This window comes from Pseudogulbenkiania sp. AW2-16 (genome assembly GCF_056824575.1).
Genome location: NZ_CP157668.1, coordinates 1,261,096 through 1,277,361 on the forward strand (window position 1 = coordinate 1,261,096; position 16,266 = coordinate 1,277,361).

Genomic DNA, 16,266 nt, shown 5'->3' on the forward strand with positions numbered 1-16,266 from the left:
AAACCCGGTGCGGCGATTTTGGCTAGGTGCGCGGCGGCAGGCAGTACACCTAGCACGGCAACGCCGCGCAACGACGCCGCGGTGCTTGGGCGGTCAGGGCTTTGCAAAAGTGCTTATCCTGGGGCACGGCAGCGCCGCCTTGGGGCCGGTGGGGCTGAATCAGGGCATGGCCAGGAGTCGACGGCAGGCCCGAGAGGCGGGCGCGAGGCGGAGGGAGGAGCGTTGCAGCGGTCGGCGCAGGAAGCGCCGGGTGACACGAGGCAGAAGGGGAGGGTGAGGGCCGGCGCCTCGTCAGGGAAGACGCCGGCACGGGTCATGGCTAGTGGGCGGAGCGCTCGTCGGCCATGCGGTCGAACAGTTGCAGCATGGCTTGGCTGTGCTGCTCCAGTTCGCTCATCAACTGGATGATCTGGTTTTCGTCCATGCTGTCCGGCTGCTGCGAGGCGCTGAGTGCCGACGACACGCATTGCTCCAGGGCGGTTTGCGGCTGCCGGTATTCGCCGTAGGCACGGGTGGCGGCAAAGGCGTGCAGGTGTTCGTCCAGCTGCTCCTGGCGCGGCGGCGGGCCGGCCTGCTGCCCCTCCTCGACGGCATGGTAGACGTGCTGCTTGAACATGATGTGGCCGACCTTGACCAGCGACGATTGCGATTTGTCGCGCACCCGGTACACCTGGCTGGTCGCTTCGTCCGAGCTTTGCGCCAGACGCGCGAAATGCTGGCGGAAGGCGTCGACCGAGGTCTTGACCTCGTTGGCGACGCCGCCGGCCTGCTGCGACTTGCTCTGCATGTCGGCGATGCGGGCCGACAGCGAGGCCAGCACGGTCTGCACCTGGTGGGCGGTGTCCTTGCTGCGCTCTGCCAGCTTGCGCACCTCGTCGGCGACCACGGCGAAGCCGCGCCCGGTTTCGCCGGCGCGCGCCGCCTCGATGGCCGCGTTGAGCGCCAGCAGGTTGGTCTGGTCGGCGATGTCGGAGATGGCCGAGAGCGAGCTCTCGATGCCTTGCCACGCCTGGTTCAGCGCATGGCTGGCGTCGCTCATGCTGTGCACGCTGGCGGCGATGGTGTCGAGGCTGCCGCTCAGGCGGGCGGCGCTCTCCAGGCTTTCGCGGGCGCCGTCGGCATTGCTGCGCGTGATGTCCGACACGGTTTCCATGGCCTCGCTGATGGCGGCGAGGTCGGCCTGGTTGGCGGCCAGGTTCTGGCGCAGGTTGGGGGCGTTGAGATGGTTCAGCTGCGAGGACAGCCGGTTGCGCCGCACGAACTCGCTGTTGTCTTCCATGGCCTGGATCGCCTTGTCGATGTTGTCCATCGAGCTGGCGAACACGCCGGGCAGGCCCTCCTTCAGCGGGCGCCGGCTGTAATCGCCGCGGCTGACGCGGCCGAAGCAGGTGTTCATTTCCTTGAAGTAGGTTTCCACCAGGTCCATGAAGTCGTTCAGCTCCCACGCCACCATGCCGACTTCGCCCTGTTTCTGGGTGCGCGTGGCGCGGTGGTGCAGTTCGCCCGAGCGGGCGTAGCCGAGCTGTTCGTGCAGGGTGTCCAGGGTGGCCAGGATGCGGCCGGACTGGCGCTGGATGAAGGCCGAGGCCAGCAGCGAGCACAGCAACACCAGGCCCAGGATGTAGGGCTGGGCGCCGTCCGGGGCGAAGAAGTGGGCGACGAAGCTCAGCACCAGCAGCAGGTTGAAGGCGAGCAGGGCGAACTTGATGTAGTCGCGGATGAAGGGGGAACGTTTGCGCTGGAGTGGAGTGTTCATCGCTGGGCTGCTCCCGCTTGGGCCGGTTTGTTCAGGTCCAGCACCATGTTTTCGAACGAGCTGTACTGGCGGCGTTTGACCTCTTCCAGCAGCCAGGCCACCGAGGCGTCGGGAGCAGTGGCCTTGCCGCTGCTGGCCTCGATCTCGCGCATGCGGCGGTAGAGCTCGGTCATGGTGTCGATCGCCTTGCGCGTGGCGCAGCGTCGCACCGAGTAGTAACCCATCAGCTGGCCGTGCCGGTCGTAATCCGGCGTGATGTTGGCCATGACCCAGTAATAGTCGCCGTCGGCGGTGTAGTTCTTGATGATGCCGAAGAACTCCTGGCCGGCCTGCAGCGTTTTCCACAGCAGGCGGTACACGCCGCGCGGCATGTCGGGGTGGCGGATGATGTTGTGCGGTTGTCCCAGCAGCTGCGGTTCGGCGTACCGGGAGATGCGCATGAAGACCCGGTTGGCGTAGCTGATGTGGCCCTTGGGGTCGGTCTTGGTGATGATCAGTTCGTCCGGCTGCAGGGTGACTTCCCGGCTGGCCGTCGTCGTGGCGTCCATGTTTCTCTCCCATCTTGTCTGCCCGCTGGGTGTGCGCACCCAAGGCTTTGTTATGACAGTGTGGATGAGCTCCCCGGGCGCGGCAAGAACATTGTCAACGCGGCTGTGGTATCAGATGTCGGCCCACATTCTCAAGAGATTGTGATAGTTGGCGGTGAGCATGATCAGCGCGTCGTTGTCGCCGTGCGTGCGGCGCAGGCTGCTGATGGCGCTGTCCATGTCGAACAGCAGGCTGCGCCTGGCGTCGTCGCGCACCATGCTCTGGGTCCAGAAGAACGAGGCGATGCGCGCGCCGGCGGTGACCGGTTCGACGCGGTGCAGGCTGGTCGACGGGTACAGCACCATGTCGCCGGCGGGCAGCTTCACCTGGTGCAGGCCGTAGCAGTCCTCGACCACCAGTTCGCCGCCCTGGTATTCGTCCGGGCCGGTGAAGAACAGCGTGCAGGACACGTCGGTGCGCACCCAGTCGCCGCTGAAGGGGTCGGCGCGCACCGCGTTGTCGACGTGGTTGCCGAAGTCCATCCCGCCCTGGTAGCAGTTGAACAGCGGCGGAAAGACCTTCTTGGGCAGGGCGGCGGAGAAGAACAGGCTGTTGCGCTGGAGCGCGGCCTCCACCATGGCGGACAGCTCGCGCGCCTCGGCGCAGTCCTGCGGCAGCTGTAGGTTGCGTTTGACCTGCGCCGACTGGCTGCCGGCGGTGAGGCGGCCGTCGGCCCACGGGGCGCGTTCGAGCAGGGCGCGGCCGTGCGCCAGTTCTTCGGGGGTGAGGACGTCGGGGACGTGGAGCAGCATGTGCGTTGCCTTTCGGGCGCCGTGCCGGCGCGGTTGTTCGATGCGGAGTCGGGGGCAAGGGCTTCGGCCAACCCCGGGGTTGGCCGAAGCCCGGACGCGGGGGGCTCAGTACTTGTAGCCGATGGTCAGCTGCGCCTCGCGCTGGTTGCCGGCGTAGGCGTGGCCGGTGTTCTGGCCGATGTAGTACTTCTTGTCGGTGAGGTTGTTCAGGTTGAGCTGCACCTTGTACTTGCGGGTCTTGTACGCCAGCATCGCGTCGTAGCGGATGAAGCCCGGCAGGTAGTTGGCTGCCGACTGGTCCTTGCTGCTGTCGCTGGAATAGCGCTTGCCCGTGTAGTAGGCGCCGAAACCGGCGGTGACGGTGTCGCTCAGCTTGTAGGTGGTCCACAGGTTGGCGGTCCGCACGCCTGCACCTCGGTGAGCGAGCCGCGGTTCTTGCCGGAATAGCGCAGCAGGGTGGCGTCGGTCACCGGGGTGCCGGCGCTGACGCCGCCGCTGTTGCTGTCGTTGCGCAGCTGCGGCTGGGCCACGGTGAGCCAGCGGTCGTAGCGGCCGACGCGCAGCTGGCTGCTCAGTTCGTGGTCTTCGGCCAACTTGTGGCTCAGGCGCACGGTGGAGATGTCGGTCTGGATGTCCTCGCTGTTCATGCCCTGCAGGCCGTAGTAGCGGTCGGCCGGCACGTCGATCGGACGGTGCGTGTTCGGGTCGTACGGCACGCCCAGCATCGGCGTGTTGTTCTCGGTCAGGTGCAGGTGCGACAGCGTCAGCGTGGTCGGCTCGCCCAGGCCGAAGGCGAGCGACGGTGCCACGCCCCAGCGCTTCGCCACCTCGATGCCGTTGGGCGTGCCGTCGTTGGTCGCCATCAGGTTCAGGCGCGCGGCCGCCGTGTCGCTGAAGGCCTGGTTGATGTCCAGCGTCATGCGCTGGAAGTCGTCGGTGCCGACGCTCAGGCTGCCCTCGAGCTTTTCCCCGGCGAACGGCGTCTTGCTGACCTGGTTGACCACGCCGCCGGTGCTGCCGCGGCCGAACAGCATCGAACTCGCCCCCTTCAGCACCTCGATCTTCTCGTCGTTGAACGGGTCGCGGTTGTACTGCGCCACGTCGCGCTGGCCGTCGCGGTAGGTGTCCTGGAACGCCGCGAAGCCGCGCAGGTAGACCTGGTCGCCGGAGCGGCCGCCCTCGCCGGCGGCGAAGGTGATGCCCGACACGTTCTTCAGCGTGTCCTTCAGGTTGCTGGCCAGCTGGTCGTCCAGCAACTGGCGGTTGACCACGGTGATCGCCTGCGGGATGTCCTTCAGCGCCTGCTTCTGCTTGCCGATGTTCGAGGTCTCGGTCTTGTAGCTGACGCGCAGCGGCTGCTCGGCGGTCACGCTGACCGTCTCGAGTTCGGCGCTGTCCGCCGTGGTGCCGGCGGCGTAGGCCAGCGCCGGCGACAGCGCCGCCGCCAGCATGCCGGCGGTGAGCCGGGCCGGCAGTTTGGATTGAGCGACGTTGGCCGAAGCCTTCAGGCTCTTTGGGCTCATGGTTTCCTCTGCAAAAGGGTGGGTGGTGACGGATTCCGGGCGCAAGACGACCCGCGGCCTCCCTCTGTGATGGAGGTCCGTGGGGCGTGTCGCGCGGGAATCAGGGGTGGATCAGGGGGCTTCGGTGACGAAGCCGATGCGGCTCACGCCGCTCTGCTGGGCGCTGGCCAGCGCCTCGGCGACGTACTCGTAGCGCGCGTTCTTGTCGGCGCGCAGGTGCAGTTCGACCTGCGGGTTGGCGCGCGCGGCGGCGGCGAAGCGCGCCGCCAGCGCCTCGCGCGCCACCGGGGCGTCGTTCCAGAAGTAGCGGCCGTCCGGCTGGACCGCCAGGCGGATCGCCTCCGGCTTGTCCTGGAAGCTGGCTGCCGCCGCCTGCGGCAGCTCGACCTTGACCGCGTTGGTAAAGAGCGGTGCGGTGATGAAGAACACCACCAACAGCACCAGCATCACGTCGACCAGCGGCGTGGTGTTGATCTCCGCCATCGGGGCGTGCTCGCCCTTGTCGAAACTACCGAATGCCATCGATCTCTCCCGCCTGGGTCAGCAGTTGAGCGTGCAGGTCGTGCGCGAAGTGGTCCATCTGCTGCGCCATCACCCGCTGCAGGCGCATGAAGGTGTTGTACGCCAGCACCGCCGGAATCGCCGCCGCCAGGCCGGCGGCGGTCGCCACCAGCGCCTCGCCGATCGGCCCCGCCACGGTCGCGATCGACACCTGTCCCTGTGCGCCGATGTTCACCAGCGCGTGGTAGATGCCCCACACCGTGCCGAACAGGCCGATGAACGGCGCGGTCGAACCGACCGAGGCCAGCAGCGTCATGCCCGCCTCGTGGCGGCCGGTCTCCTGCGCCAGCCGCTTGCGGATGGCGCGGGTGAGGAATTCGTTCAGGTCGCAGGCCTGCCCCAGCGAGCGCTGCGCGTTGGCGTGGAAGTGGCGCAGCGCCGACAGGCCGTCGCGCGCCAGGTTGGCGTAGGCCGAATTCGACTCGGCCAGTGCCGCTTCCGCCGTCGGCCAGTTCGCGGCGTTCCACAACGCGGCTTCGGCCAACTTGTTGTCGCGGCGCGCACGCCAGCCCTGCACGGCGCGTAGCGCGATGACGTACCAGGTCAGGATCGACATGGCGATGAGCAGCATGAACACCGTCACGAGCACGGCGTCCCCCTGGTGGAATACAGTCAGCAGATTCATGGTTCAGTGGCTTTTGATGGAAAAATCGACGGGTACGATGAAGTTGAAGGGAATGGCCTCCTGCCCGCGCCGGGCCGGCACGAAGCGCCATTGGCGCACCGCCTCCAGCGCCGCGCGGTCCAGCCGCGGGTAGCCGCTGCTCTGTGCCAGGCTGACGTCCAGCGGGTGGCCTTCGACGCTCACCTGCACCCGCACCCGCACCGTGCCGCTCTCGTTCAGCTCCAGCGACAGCGCCGGGTAGCGCGGCTTGGGGTTGTCCAGGTAGCCGCCGCGGTAGAGCGGCGGGGTGATCGGGGCGTCGGCCGCCTCGGCCGCTTTGGCCGGGGCCGCGCTGCTGGCGGTGGCGGCGGCCTCGCTGCGGTGCTCCGCCGGCGCCGGGGCCGGGGAGGGTGTGGCAATCGGTGTCGCCGCACTGGGACGCGGCGCCGAGGTACTCAATAGCGGCGGGGAGGTGGCCGCGCTACGGCGCGCGGCCGGGCGCTCGGGCCTGGGCTTCGGTTCGGGGCGTGGCGCCGCCTGCACGGCCGGGGCCGGAGCGGCCGGATGCGGCGTGGCAAGGGACACCAGTTCCATGCGTGCCAATTGCGGCGGCGTGATCGGCACGTGTTGAGCGGCCAGCAGGGTCTGCCCGGCCAGCGCGGCGACGTGCAGCAGTGTGACGCCGCTCAGGGCGGCAAAACGTTCGGTACGCGAGTTCATGCAAGAATGATAACGCAAATTATTATCATTAACATGGAGACTGTGCGTATTTGATACAGGTCAACGGGGTCATCCGGCGTCGGGCGTAGCATGGTTTCATCCCCTATTGCCTTCCATCACTTGCCGGAGCGTGCCATGCACATCGACCATCACCCCCTCGCCGCCGAGTTTCCCGGCGATCAGGACGAGATCCACCAGCTCAAGCAGGATAGCGCTCGCTTTACCCGCCTGTTCATCGACTACGAGCAGGCCGACAAGGCCGTGGTGCGCATCGAGAACGAGCTGGAGGCCGCCAGCGACGTGGAACTGGAACGGCTCAAGAAAACCCGTCTGGCGCTGAAGGACGAACTCTACCGGCTGATCCGCGGCGGCGTGTCCTGACCCGCTTGCAATCCGTCCACTTGCCTACATATCCTGAAAAGCTGCTGGCAGCTCGCCGGTAGCTTTTTTCATTGGAACAAGAACATGCAGCAGTTTGACGGAACCACCATCGTCTCCGTCCGCCGTGGACAGCGCGTGGCGCTGGGCGGTGACGGACAGGTCACCCTCGGCAATATCGTGATCAAGGCCACCGCGCGCAAGGTTCGCCGCCTCTATCACGACAAGGTGCTGGCCGGTTTTGCCGGCGGTACCGCCGATGCCTTCACCCTCTTCGAGCGCTTCGAAGCCAAGCTGGAAAAGCACCAGGGCCACCTGGTGCGCTCGGCGGTGGAACTCGCCAAGGACTGGCGCACCGACCGCATGCTGCGCCGCCTGGAAGCGATGCTGATCGTGGCCGACAAGGAAAGTACGCTGATCATCACCGGCAACGGCGACGTGCTGGAACCGGAGCAGGGCATCGCCGCCATCGGCTCCGGTGGCGCCTTCGCCCAGTCGGCGGCGCGTGCGCTGTTCGAGAACACCGAACTCGATCCGGCCGTGGTGGTCAAGAAGTCGCTGGAGATCGCCGGCGACATCTGCATCTACACCAACCACAACCACCTGATCGAGACGCTGGACTGAAAGCCCATCGACCCGGCGACCGCCTCCGCCGCCTGAGCGCCAGCGGCGCTCGCACCGAGGAGGCCGGCACGCCCGTCGCGATGGGGTTTGCCAAAGCACACCCCGACCGTCTCGGGGCCACCGTAACATCCGACCGCCGCGACTCTATATAAGAGTGTGCGGTGGTCCCAGCCGGAGCCGGACCCGAGCTTGGCCGACGCCTTCGGCCAACCTTGCCGGAAATACGCCATGACCCAAATGACCCCGCCGGAAATCGTTCACGAGCTGAACAAGCACATCATCGGCCAGGACGCCGCCAAGCGCGCCGTGGCCATCGCCCTGCGCAACCGCTGGCGTCGCCAGCAGGTGAGTGAACCGCTGAAGAGCGAAATCACCCCCAAGAACATCCTGATGATCGGGCCGACCGGCGTCGGCAAGACCGAAATCGCGCGCCGCACGGCGCGGCTCGCCAACGCCCCCTTCATCAAGGTCGAAGCCACCAAGTTCACCGAGGTCGGCTACGTCGGCCGCGACGTCGACACCATCATCCGCGACCTCACCGAGATCGCCATCAAGGACACCCGCGACGCCGCCATCAAGCGCCTGCGTCACCGCGCCGAAGACGCCGCCGAAGACCGCATCCTCGACGTGCTGCTGCCGCCGGCCCGCCAGCCGGCCGGCTTCTTCGCCGGCGAGGAAGAAGCGCCCGCCAGCAAGCCCGAAGACAGCGCCACCCGGCTCAAATTCCGCAAGATGCTGCGCGAGGGCAAGCTCGACGACAAGGAAATCGAAATCAACGTCGCCGCGCCGCAGGGCAAGATGGAAATCCTCGCCCCGCCGGGCATGGAAGACTTCTCCAGCCAGCTGCAGACCATGTTCCAGGGCCTGGGCGCCGGCAAGCAGAAGGCGCGCAAGCTGAACGTGGCCGAAGCGCTCAAGCTGGTCATCGAAGAAGAAGCCGCCAAGCTGGTCAACGAAGACGAGATCAAGCAGGAAGCGCTGCAGAACGTCGAACAGAACGGCATCGTCTTCATCGACGAAATCGACAAGGTCGCCAGCCGCAGCGAAGGCAACGGCGCCGACGTGTCGCGCGCCGGTGTGCAGCGCGACCTGTTGCCGCTGGTCGAAGGCACCACCGTCACCACCAAGTACGGCATGGTCAAGACCGACCACATCCTGTTCATCGCCTCCGGCGCCTTCCACCTCGCCAAGCCGTCCGACCTGATTCCGGAACTGCAGGGCCGCTTCCCGATCCGCGTCGAACTGACCTCGCTGACCGTTGACGACTTCCGCCAGATCCTCACCAACACCGACGCCTGCCTGACGCGCCAGTACGAAGCGCTGCTCGCGACCGAAGGCGTCGAGCTGGTGTTCGCCGACAGCGGCATCCAGCGCATGGCCGAGATCGCCTGGCACGTCAACGAAAAGACCGAGAACATCGGGGCGCGCCGCCTGTACACCGTGATCGAAAAGCTGCTCGAGGAAATCTCCTTCGACGCCCGCACCGGCCGCTTCGAAGTCGACGCCGCCTACGTCGACAGCAAGCTCGACATGCTGTCGCAGCGCGAAGACCTGGCGCGCTACGTGCTGTAACGGGCTGCCATGGCGCTTCCGATTGCGTGGAAGCGGTATTTTCAAAAAAAGCCGGCGAAATCGCCGGCTTTTTGCTTTTTTGCATGGCGCCGACGGGCCGGAAGCGGCGCGGCGGGCGGGTGAGTTGGGTGGGTGGTAAAAAATGTCTATCGGGTAAGTTGTTTCTATTCAGGCGTTTGCATGCTGATTTTTGCGGGGAGGCGCTTTTTTTGCGGTTTTCAGCAAAAAGGCGTTGACGGGGTGGGGGTCGGGGCGTATAGTTCGCCTCCTCAGCTGACGCAGCGACGGAAACGACGCAGTTGGCACCGCTCTTTAACAAACAGAATAACCGATAGGTGTGAGTGCTCGGCAAAGCCGACACTTGCACTGCAAGACAGGAAATACCTGATATTTCTTTGATCTTGCGTGCCAAAAATTGCTATGAGATTGAACTGAAGAGTTTGATCCTGGCTCAGATTGAACGCTGGCGGCATGCTTTACACATGCAAGTCGAACGGTAACAGGGGCTTCGGCCCGCTGACGAGTGGCGAACGGGTGAGTAATGCGTCGGAACGCACCGAGTAATGGGGGATAACGCAGCGAAAGCTGTGCTAATACCGCATACGCTCCGAGGAGGAAAGCAGGGGATCGTAAGACCTTGCGTTATTCGAGCGGCCGACGTCTGATTAGCTAGTTGGTGGGGTAAAGGCTCACCAAGGCGACGATCAGTAGCGGGTCTGAGAGGATGATCCGCCACACTGGGACTGAGACACGGCCCAGACTCCTACGGGAGGCAGCAGTGGGGAATTTTGGACAATGGGCGCAAGCCTGATCCAGCCATGCCGCGTGTCTGAAGAAGGCCTTCGGGTTGTAAAGGACTTTTGTCCGGGAGCAAATGCCGGTGGCTAATATCCACTGGAGCTGAGAGTACCGGAAGAATAAGCACCGGCTAACTACGTGCCAGCAGCCGCGGTAATACGTAGGGTGCAAGCGTTAATCGGAATTACTGGGCGTAAAGCGTGCGCAGGCGGTTGTGTAAGTCTGATGTGAAAGCCCCGGGCTCAACCTGGGAACGGCATTGGAGACTGCACAGCTAGAGTGCGTCAGAGGGGGTAGAATTCCACGTGTAGCAGTGAAATGCGTAGAGATGTGGAGGAATACCGATGGCGAAGGCAGCCCCCTGGGATGACACTGACGCTCATGCACGAAAGCGTGGGGAGCAAACAGGATTAGATACCCTGGTAGTCCACGCCCTAAACGATGTCAATTAGCTGTTGGGGGTTTGAATCCTTGGTAGCGTAGCTAACGCGTGAAATTGACCGCCTGGGGAGTACGGCCGCAAGGTTAAAACTCAAAGGAATTGACGGGGACCCGCACAAGCGGTGGATGATGTGGATTAATTCGATGCAACGCGAAAAACCTTACCTGCTCTTGACATGTCCGGAACCTCGCAGAGACGCGAGGGTGCCCGAAAGGGAGCCGGAACACAGGTGCTGCATGGCTGTCGTCAGCTCGTGTCGTGAGATGTTGGGTTAAGTCCCGCAACGAGCGCAACCCTTGTCATTAGTTGCCATCATTTAGTTGGGCACTCTAATGAGACTGCCGGTGACAAACCGGAGGAAGGTGGGGATGACGTCAAGTCCTCATGGCCCTTATGAGCAGGGCTTCACACGTCATACAATGGTCGGTACAGAGGGTCGCCAAGCCGCGAGGTGGAGCCAATCTCATAAAACCGATCGTAGTCCGGATCGCACTCTGCAACTCGAGTGCGTGAAGTCGGAATCGCTAGTAATCGCAGATCAGCATGCTGCGGTGAATACGTTCCCGGGTCTTGTACACACCGCCCGTCACACCATGGGAGTGGGGGATACCAGAAGTGGCTAGGATAACCTTCGGGAGTCCGGTTACCACGGTATGCTTCATGACTGGGGTGAAGTCGTAACAAGGTAGCCGTAGGGGAACCTGCGGCTGGATCACCTCCTTTCTAGAGAAGGGCCGAGTCGAGTACTCACAGCCTATCGGTTATTCGCGTTAAGGGCATAGTTGGTTTGCGAAAGCGGATCGACGAAGGCAACTGGGTTTGTAGCTCAGCTGGTTAGAGCACCGTCTTGATAAGGCGGGGGTCGTTGGTTCGAGTCCAACCAGACCCACCATTTGACCTGTTGGGGGATTAGCTCAGTTGGGAGAGCACCTGCTTTGCAAGCAGGGGGTCGTCGGTTCGATCCCGTCATCCTCCACCACTCGACAGTGCAAACAAAAACGAACTCGATGAGTTTGGTTCTGTTTGCGTTGTTCGCGTGCCGCGCAAGCGGCTCAGCAAAAACGCCCGATCTTTAACAAACTGAAGAAGCCGAATTAACAAGACGGCGAGAAATGAGATGAAGTTAACTCTTCATCGAGTGACTTGCTGACTTTGGGTAATTTGATTGTATCTGTGCCATGTCGCCATATCAAAAGGGGCGGTGTGGTACGTCGCACAAACATTCACTGTCGTGGACGTGCTTGAGAGAACCGCAAGGGACTCCCAGGTCACTGAAATGATAGGGTCAAGCGACTAAGTGCATCTGGTGGATGCCTTGGCGATCACAGGCGATGAAGGACGTGTAAGCCTGCGAAAAGCTTCGGGGAGCTGGCAATAGAGCGATGATCCGGAGATATCCGAATGGGGAAACCCACCTAGCAATAGGTACTCCTTGCTGAACACATAGGCAAGGTAGAGCGAACGCGGAGAACTGAAACATCTAAGTACCCGCAGGAATAGAAATCAACCGAGATTCCGTCAGTAGTGGCGAGCGAACGCGGAACAGCCTGTACGTGTTATGGATTGTGTTAGTGGAAGGCCCTGGAAATGGCCGCCATAGTGGGTGATAGCCCCGTACACGAAAACGCATTCCAAGGACTAGGCGTACGAGAAGTAGGGCGGGACACGCGAAATCCTGTCTGAAGATGGGGGGACCATCCTCCAAGGCTAAATACTCGTGATCGACCGATAGTGAACCAGTACCGTGAGGGAAAGGCGAAAAGAACCCCGGGAGGGGAGTGAAATAGAACCTGAAACCGGATGCATACAAACAGTGGGAGCCTCGCAAGGGGTGACTGCGTACCTTTTGTATAATGGGTCAGCGACTTACGTTCAGTAGCGAGCTTAACCGAATAGGGGAGGCGTAGGGAAACCGAGTCCGAATAGGGCGCTTTAGTTGCTGGGCGTAGACCCGAAACCGAGTGATCTATCCATGGCCAGGATGAAGGTGCGGTAACACGCACTGGAGGTCCGAACCCACTAGTGTTGCAAAACTAGGGGATGAGCTGTGGATAGGGGTGAAAGGCTAAACAAACTCGGAGATAGCTGGTTCTCCCCGAAAACTATTTAGGTAGTGCCTCATGTATCACTTCCGGGGGTAAAGCACTGTTATGGCTAGGGGGTCATTGCGATTTACCAAACCATGGCAAACTCTGAATACCGGAAAGTGCGAGCATGGGAGACAGACGGTGGGTGCTAACGTCCATCGTCAAGAGGGAAACAACCCAGACCGCCGGCTAAGGTCCCAAATGATCAGTTAAGTGGTAAACGAAGTGGGAAGGCCTAGACAGCCAGGATGTTGGCTTAGAAGCAGCCATCATTTAAAGAAAGCGTAATAGCTCACTGGTCGAGTCGTCCTGCGCGGAAGATGTAACGGGGCTCAAACTGATAACCGAAGCCGCGGATTTGCACGTAGGTGCAGATGGTAGGGGAGCGTTCTGTAGGTCTGTGAAGGTGTGTCGTAAGGCATGCTGGAGATATCAGAAGTGCGAATGCTGACATGAGTAGCGATAAAGCGGGTGAAAAGCCCGCTCGCCGAAAGCCCAAGGTTTCCTACGCAACGTTCATCGGCGTAGGGTGAGTCGGCCCCTAAGGCGAGGCTGAAAAGCGTAGTCGATGGGAAACGGGTCAATATTCCCGTACTTTCGTATAGTGCGATGTGGGGACGGAGAAGGTTAGGTCAGCCAGGTGTTGGATGCCCTGGTTCAAGCCGGTAGGTGGAAGGAGTAGGCAAATCCGCTCCTTTGTTAACACCGAGACGTGATAACGAGGTTCTACGGAACCGAAGTGACTGATACCACGCTTCCAGGAAAAGCCACTAAGCTTCAGCTATACGAGAACCGTACCGCAAACCGACACAGGTGGGCAGGATGAAAATTCTAAGGCGCTTGAGAGAACTCAGGAGAAGGAACTCGGCAAATTGATACCGTAACTTCGGGAGAAGGTATGCCTCTTAAGGTGTAGGACCTCGCGTTCGAAGCCTCGAGAGGTCGCAGAGAATCGGTGGCTGCGACTGTTTATCAAAAACACAGCACTGTGCCAACACGAAAGTGGACGTATACGGTGTGACGCCTGCCCGGTGCCGGAAGGTTAAGTGATGGGGTGCAAGCTCTTGATCGAAGCCCCGGTAAACGGCGGCCGTAACTATAACGGTCCTAAGGTAGCGAAATTCCTTGTCGGGTAAGTTCCGACCCGCACGAATGGCGTAACGATGGCCACACTGTCTCCTCCTGAGACTCAGCGAAGTTGAAATGTTTGTGAAGATGCAATCTCCCCGCTGCTAGACGGAAAGACCCCGTGAACCTTTACTGTAGCTTTGCATTGGACTTTGAACAGACTTGTGTAGGATAGGTGGGAGGCTATGAAACCAGGACGCTAGTTCTGGTGGAGCCGTCCTTGAAATACCACCCTGGTGTGTTTGAGGTTCTAACCTTGGTCCGTGATCCGGATCGGGGACAGTGCATGGTAGGCAGTTTGACTGGGGCGGTCTCCTCCCAAAGTGTAACGGAGGAGTTCGAAGGTCACCTAGGTACGGTCGGAAATCGTGCTGATAGTGCAATGGCATAAGGTGGCTTAACTGCGAGACCGACAAGTCGAGCAGGTGCGAAAGCAGGACATAGTGATCCGGTGGTTCTGAATGGAAGGGCCATCGCTCAACGGATAAAAGGTACTCCGGGGATAACAGGCTGATTCCGCCCAAGAGTTCACATCGACGGCGGAGTTTGGCACCTCGATGTCGGCTCATCACATCCTGGGGCTGTAGCCGGTCCCAAGGGTATGGCTGTTCGCCATTTAAAGTGGTACGTGAGCTGGGTTCAAAACGTCGTGAGACAGTTTGGTCCCTATCTGCAGTGGGCGTTGGAAGTTTGACGGGGGCTGCTCCTAGTACGAGAGGACCGGAGTGGACGAACCTCTGGTGTACCGGTTGTCACGCCAGTGGCATTGCCGGGTAGCTAAGTTCGGAAGAGATAACCGCTGAAAGCATCTAAGCGGGAAACTCGCCTGAAGATGAGACTTCCCTGAGGGCTTGACCCTCCTGAAGAGTCGTTCGAGACCAGGACGTTGATAGGTCGGGTGTGGAAGCGCTGTGAGGCGTGAAGCTAACCGATACTAATTGCTCGTGAGGCTTGATCCTATCATTTGAGTGGCTTGGGCCACGCGGTGAATAGAGTGTGCGACGTACAATCGATTACCCAATTCGAAATGGAAGCTGAGAGGCTTCCAGGCTTCTTCCAGTTTGTTGACAGTTTATGTCTGGCGGCCTTAGCGAGGTGGTCCCACCCCTTCCCATCCCGAACAGGACCGTGAAACGCCTTAGCGCCGATGATAGTGCGGCATTGCCGTGTGAAAGTAGGACACCGCCAGACTCCCCTCAAGAAAGCCCAGCTCATCCGAGCTGGGCTTTCTGCTTTGCGCCGGCAGAATGCATCCTCCACCGCGTCCATCTCTCTTCATTCTCCACAGGTAAGTAAAGAAACAGGCCGGATTGAGCTGCGGCTGCAGGCGAGGTTGGCCGAAGCGTTGCGTGGCTTTGTTAAAAAAATACCCCGCTGGCTGTGCCTGGCGGGGTGTGGTCGTGCATGGGGTTTGGCGATCAGCTGATGCGCTCGATCTGGGCGCCGACGCCGTTGAGTTTCTGTTCGATGTGTTCGTAGCCGCGATCGAGGTGGTAGATGCGGTCGACCACGGTTTCGCCGTCAGCGACCAGGCCGGCGATCACCAAGCTGGCGGAGGCGCGCAGGTCGGTCGCCATGACGGTGGCGCCGGACAGGCGCTCGACGCCCTTGACCACGGCGGTGTTGCCCTCGATATCGATCTTGGCGCCCATGCGGTTGAGTTCCGGCACGTGCATGAAGCGGTTCTCGAAGATGGTCTCGGTCATCATCGCGGCGCCGTCGGCGATGGCGTTGAGGGTCATGAACTGGGCCTGCATGTCGGTAGGGAACGCCGGGTAGGGCAGCGTGCGCAGGTTGACCGACTTGGGACGGCGCTTCATGTCGAGCGAGATCCAGTCGTCGCCGGCTTCGACCACGGCGCCGGCTTCGACCAATTTGTCGAGGATGGCGTCCATGGTGAGCGGCGCGGCGTTACGCAGCACGACGTGGCCCTGCGTGGCGGCGGCGGCGACCAGGAAGGTGCCGGCCTCGATGCGGTCCGGCATGATGGCGTGATCGGCGCCATGCAACGCTTCGACGCCTTCGATCACCAGGCGGTCGCTACCGATGCCGCTGATGCGGGCACCCATCTTGTTCAGGCACAGGGCGAGGTCGGTGACTTCCGGCTCGCGCGCGGCATTTTCCAGGATCGTGGTGCCGTCGGCCAGCGCCGCGGCCATCAGCAGGTTCTCGGTGCCGGTCACGGTGACCATGTCCATCACCACGCGCGCGCCGCGCAGGCGCTTCGCCGTGGCCTTGACGTAGCCGTGTTCGATGGTGACGTCGGCACCCATCGCGACCAGGCCCTTGATGTGTTGTTCGATCGGACGGCTGCCGATGGCGCAGCCGCCCGGCAGGCTGACGGTGGCCTCGCCGAAGCGTGCCAGCGTCGGGCCAAGCACCAGGATGGAGGCGCGCATGGTCTTGACCAGCTCGTAGGGGGCGACCAGGTTGTTGATGCCGGCGCCGGTAATCTCGACTTCGTGCACGTTGTCGGTCATGACGCGCGCGCCCATGCCCTGCAGCAGCTTCTGGGTGGTGGAGACGTCGCGCAGCATCGGTACGTTGCTGAGCCTGAGCGTGTCGGCGGTCAGCAGGCTAGCGCACAGGATGGGCAGGGCGGCGTTCTTGGCGCCCGAGACGCGGATTTCGCCGTTGAGCGGGCCGTTGCCGCGGATGAGCAGTTTGTCCATGAGTTAGAGCCTGTGGTGAACCTGCATGCGAGCTGCGCCAAGTGGCCTGCTTGGGCTGGCT

The 16,266-nt window shown here is 62.2% G+C and carries 12 protein-coding genes, 2 tRNA genes and 3 rRNA genes; 8 read left to right on the forward strand and 9 right to left on the reverse strand.

The annotated features are described in order from the left end of the window. Positions 1-319: 319 nt before the first annotated feature. From ABKF58_RS06005 to ABKF58_RS06040, 8 genes are all read right to left on the reverse strand, one after another. The gene (locus ABKF58_RS06005; protein WP_482583805.1) at positions 320-1,756 is read right to left on the reverse strand and encodes a methyl-accepting chemotaxis protein; all 1,437 of its coding nucleotides are present in this window, start codon (positions 1,754-1,756) and stop codon (positions 320-322) included. Continuing rightward, positions 1,753-2,304: a PAS domain-containing protein gene (locus ABKF58_RS06010; RefSeq protein WP_014088740.1), complete on the reverse strand. Its 552-nt coding sequence runs from the start codon at positions 2,302-2,304 to the stop codon at positions 1,753-1,755. Before ABKF58_RS06010 ends, ABKF58_RS06005 begins: the two co-directional genes overlap by 4 nt. 111 nt (positions 2,305-2,415) lie before the next feature. Further along, positions 2,416-3,096 carry a Fe2+-dependent dioxygenase gene (locus tag ABKF58_RS06015; RefSeq protein ID WP_014088739.1) on the reverse strand — a complete coding sequence of 227 codons (681 nt, stop codon included), beginning with the start codon at positions 3,094-3,096 and terminating at the stop codon, positions 2,416-2,418. Between the two features lie 105 nt (positions 3,097-3,201). Further along, positions 3,202-3,501: a TonB-dependent receptor domain-containing protein gene (locus ABKF58_RS06020; protein WP_482583807.1), complete on the reverse strand. Its 300-nt coding sequence runs from the start codon at positions 3,499-3,501 to the stop codon at positions 3,202-3,204. Continuing rightward, the gene (locus ABKF58_RS06025) at positions 3,465-4,619 is read right to left on the reverse strand and encodes a TonB-dependent receptor (protein WP_482583808.1); all 1,155 of its coding nucleotides are present in this window, start codon (positions 4,617-4,619) and stop codon (positions 3,465-3,467) included. The genes ABKF58_RS06020 and ABKF58_RS06025 overlap by 37 nt, the downstream gene beginning before the upstream one ends. 111 nt (positions 4,620-4,730) lie before the next feature. Next, positions 4,731-5,141, reverse strand: coding sequence for an ExbD/TolR family protein (locus tag ABKF58_RS06030; RefSeq protein WP_482583810.1), 411 nt, complete (start codon positions 5,139-5,141; stop codon positions 4,731-4,733). After that, positions 5,128-5,805, reverse strand: a complete 678-nt coding sequence (locus ABKF58_RS06035) for a MotA/TolQ/ExbB proton channel family protein (RefSeq protein ID WP_482583812.1) — start codon at positions 5,803-5,805, stop codon at positions 5,128-5,130. Before ABKF58_RS06035 ends, ABKF58_RS06030 begins: the two co-directional genes overlap by 14 nt. Positions 5,806-5,808: 3 nt before the next feature. Continuing rightward, positions 5,809-6,504, reverse strand: a complete 696-nt coding sequence (locus tag ABKF58_RS06040; RefSeq protein WP_482583814.1) for an energy transducer TonB — start codon at positions 6,502-6,504, stop codon at positions 5,809-5,811. A gap of 135 nt (positions 6,505-6,639) precedes the next feature. Here ABKF58_RS06040 and ABKF58_RS06045 point away from each other — a divergent pair, with 135 nt between their 5' ends. The 8 genes from ABKF58_RS06045 (at position 6,640) to rrf (ending at position 14,724) form a co-directional block, all read left to right on the forward strand. Then, entirely contained in the window at positions 6,640-6,885 is a 246-nt protein-coding gene (locus ABKF58_RS06045) for an HP1242/YdcH family protein (protein WP_482583816.1), read from the forward strand. Positions 6,886-6,969: 84 nt separating this feature from the next. Next, positions 6,970-7,506, forward strand: coding sequence for an ATP-dependent protease subunit HslV (gene hslV, locus ABKF58_RS06050; RefSeq protein ID WP_085277686.1), 537 nt, complete (start codon positions 6,970-6,972; stop codon positions 7,504-7,506). Positions 7,507-7,734: 228 nt separating this feature from the next. Next, a complete protein-coding gene (gene hslU, locus ABKF58_RS06055) occupies positions 7,735-9,078 on the forward strand; it encodes an ATP-dependent protease ATPase subunit HslU (RefSeq protein WP_482583818.1) in 1,344 nt (447 codons plus the stop codon). A gap of 428 nt (positions 9,079-9,506) precedes the next feature. Continuing rightward, a 16S ribosomal RNA gene (locus ABKF58_RS06060) occupies positions 9,507-11,041 on the forward strand. Between the two features lie 92 nt (positions 11,042-11,133). Then, positions 11,134-11,210, forward strand: a tRNA-Ile gene (locus ABKF58_RS06065). An 11-nt stretch (positions 11,211-11,221) separates the two neighbouring features. Beyond that, a tRNA-Ala gene (locus ABKF58_RS06070) sits at positions 11,222-11,297 on the forward strand. Between the two features lie 304 nt (positions 11,298-11,601). Next, a 23S ribosomal RNA gene (locus tag ABKF58_RS06075) occupies positions 11,602-14,492 on the forward strand. Between the two features lie 118 nt (positions 14,493-14,610). Continuing rightward, positions 14,611-14,724: ribosomal RNA gene (gene rrf / locus ABKF58_RS06080) — 5S ribosomal RNA — on the forward strand. The 16S, 23S and 5S rRNA genes sit together here with 2 tRNA genes alongside, the layout of an rRNA operon. 227 nt (positions 14,725-14,951) lie before the next feature. Here the strand turns inward: rrf and murA are convergent. Further along, complete coding sequence (murA, locus tag ABKF58_RS06085) at positions 14,952-16,205, reverse strand: UDP-N-acetylglucosamine 1-carboxyvinyltransferase (protein WP_482583819.1); 1,254 nt, start codon at positions 16,203-16,205, stop codon at positions 14,952-14,954. Between the last annotated feature and the right edge of the window lie 61 nt (positions 16,206-16,266).

Excerpts from the sequence above, each read along its gene's own strand:
- ABKF58_RS06005 (WP_482583805.1), bottom strand. The coding sequence starts at position 1,756 with ATGAACACTCCACTCCAGCGCAAACGTTCCCCCTTCATCCGCGACTAC.
- ABKF58_RS06010 (WP_014088740.1), bottom strand. The coding sequence starts at position 2,304 with ATGGACGCCACGACGACGGCCAGCCGGGAAGTCACCCTGCAGCCGGAC.
- ABKF58_RS06015 (WP_014088739.1), bottom strand. The coding sequence starts at position 3,096 with ATGCTGCTCCACGTCCCCGACGTCCTCACCCCCGAAGAACTGGCGCAC.
- ABKF58_RS06025 (WP_482583808.1), bottom strand. The coding sequence starts at position 4,619 with ATGAGCCCAAAGAGCCTGAAGGCTTCGGCCAACGTCGCTCAATCCAAA.
- ABKF58_RS06030 (WP_482583810.1), bottom strand. The coding sequence starts at position 5,141 with ATGGCATTCGGTAGTTTCGACAAGGGCGAGCACGCCCCGATGGCGGAG.
- ABKF58_RS06035 (WP_482583812.1), bottom strand. The coding sequence starts at position 5,805 with ATGAATCTGCTGACTGTATTCCACCAGGGGGACGCCGTGCTCGTGACG.
- ABKF58_RS06040 (WP_482583814.1), bottom strand. The coding sequence starts at position 6,504 with ATGAACTCGCGTACCGAACGTTTTGCCGCCCTGAGCGGCGTCACACTG.
- ABKF58_RS06045 (WP_482583816.1), top strand. The coding sequence starts at position 6,640 with ATGCACATCGACCATCACCCCCTCGCCGCCGAGTTTCCCGGCGATCAG.
- hslV (WP_085277686.1), top strand. The coding sequence starts at position 6,970 with ATGCAGCAGTTTGACGGAACCACCATCGTCTCCGTCCGCCGTGGACAG.
- hslU (WP_482583818.1), top strand. The coding sequence starts at position 7,735 with ATGACCCAAATGACCCCGCCGGAAATCGTTCACGAGCTGAACAAGCAC.
- murA (WP_482583819.1), bottom strand. The coding sequence starts at position 16,205 with ATGGACAAACTGCTCATCCGCGGCAACGGCCCGCTCAACGGCGAAATC.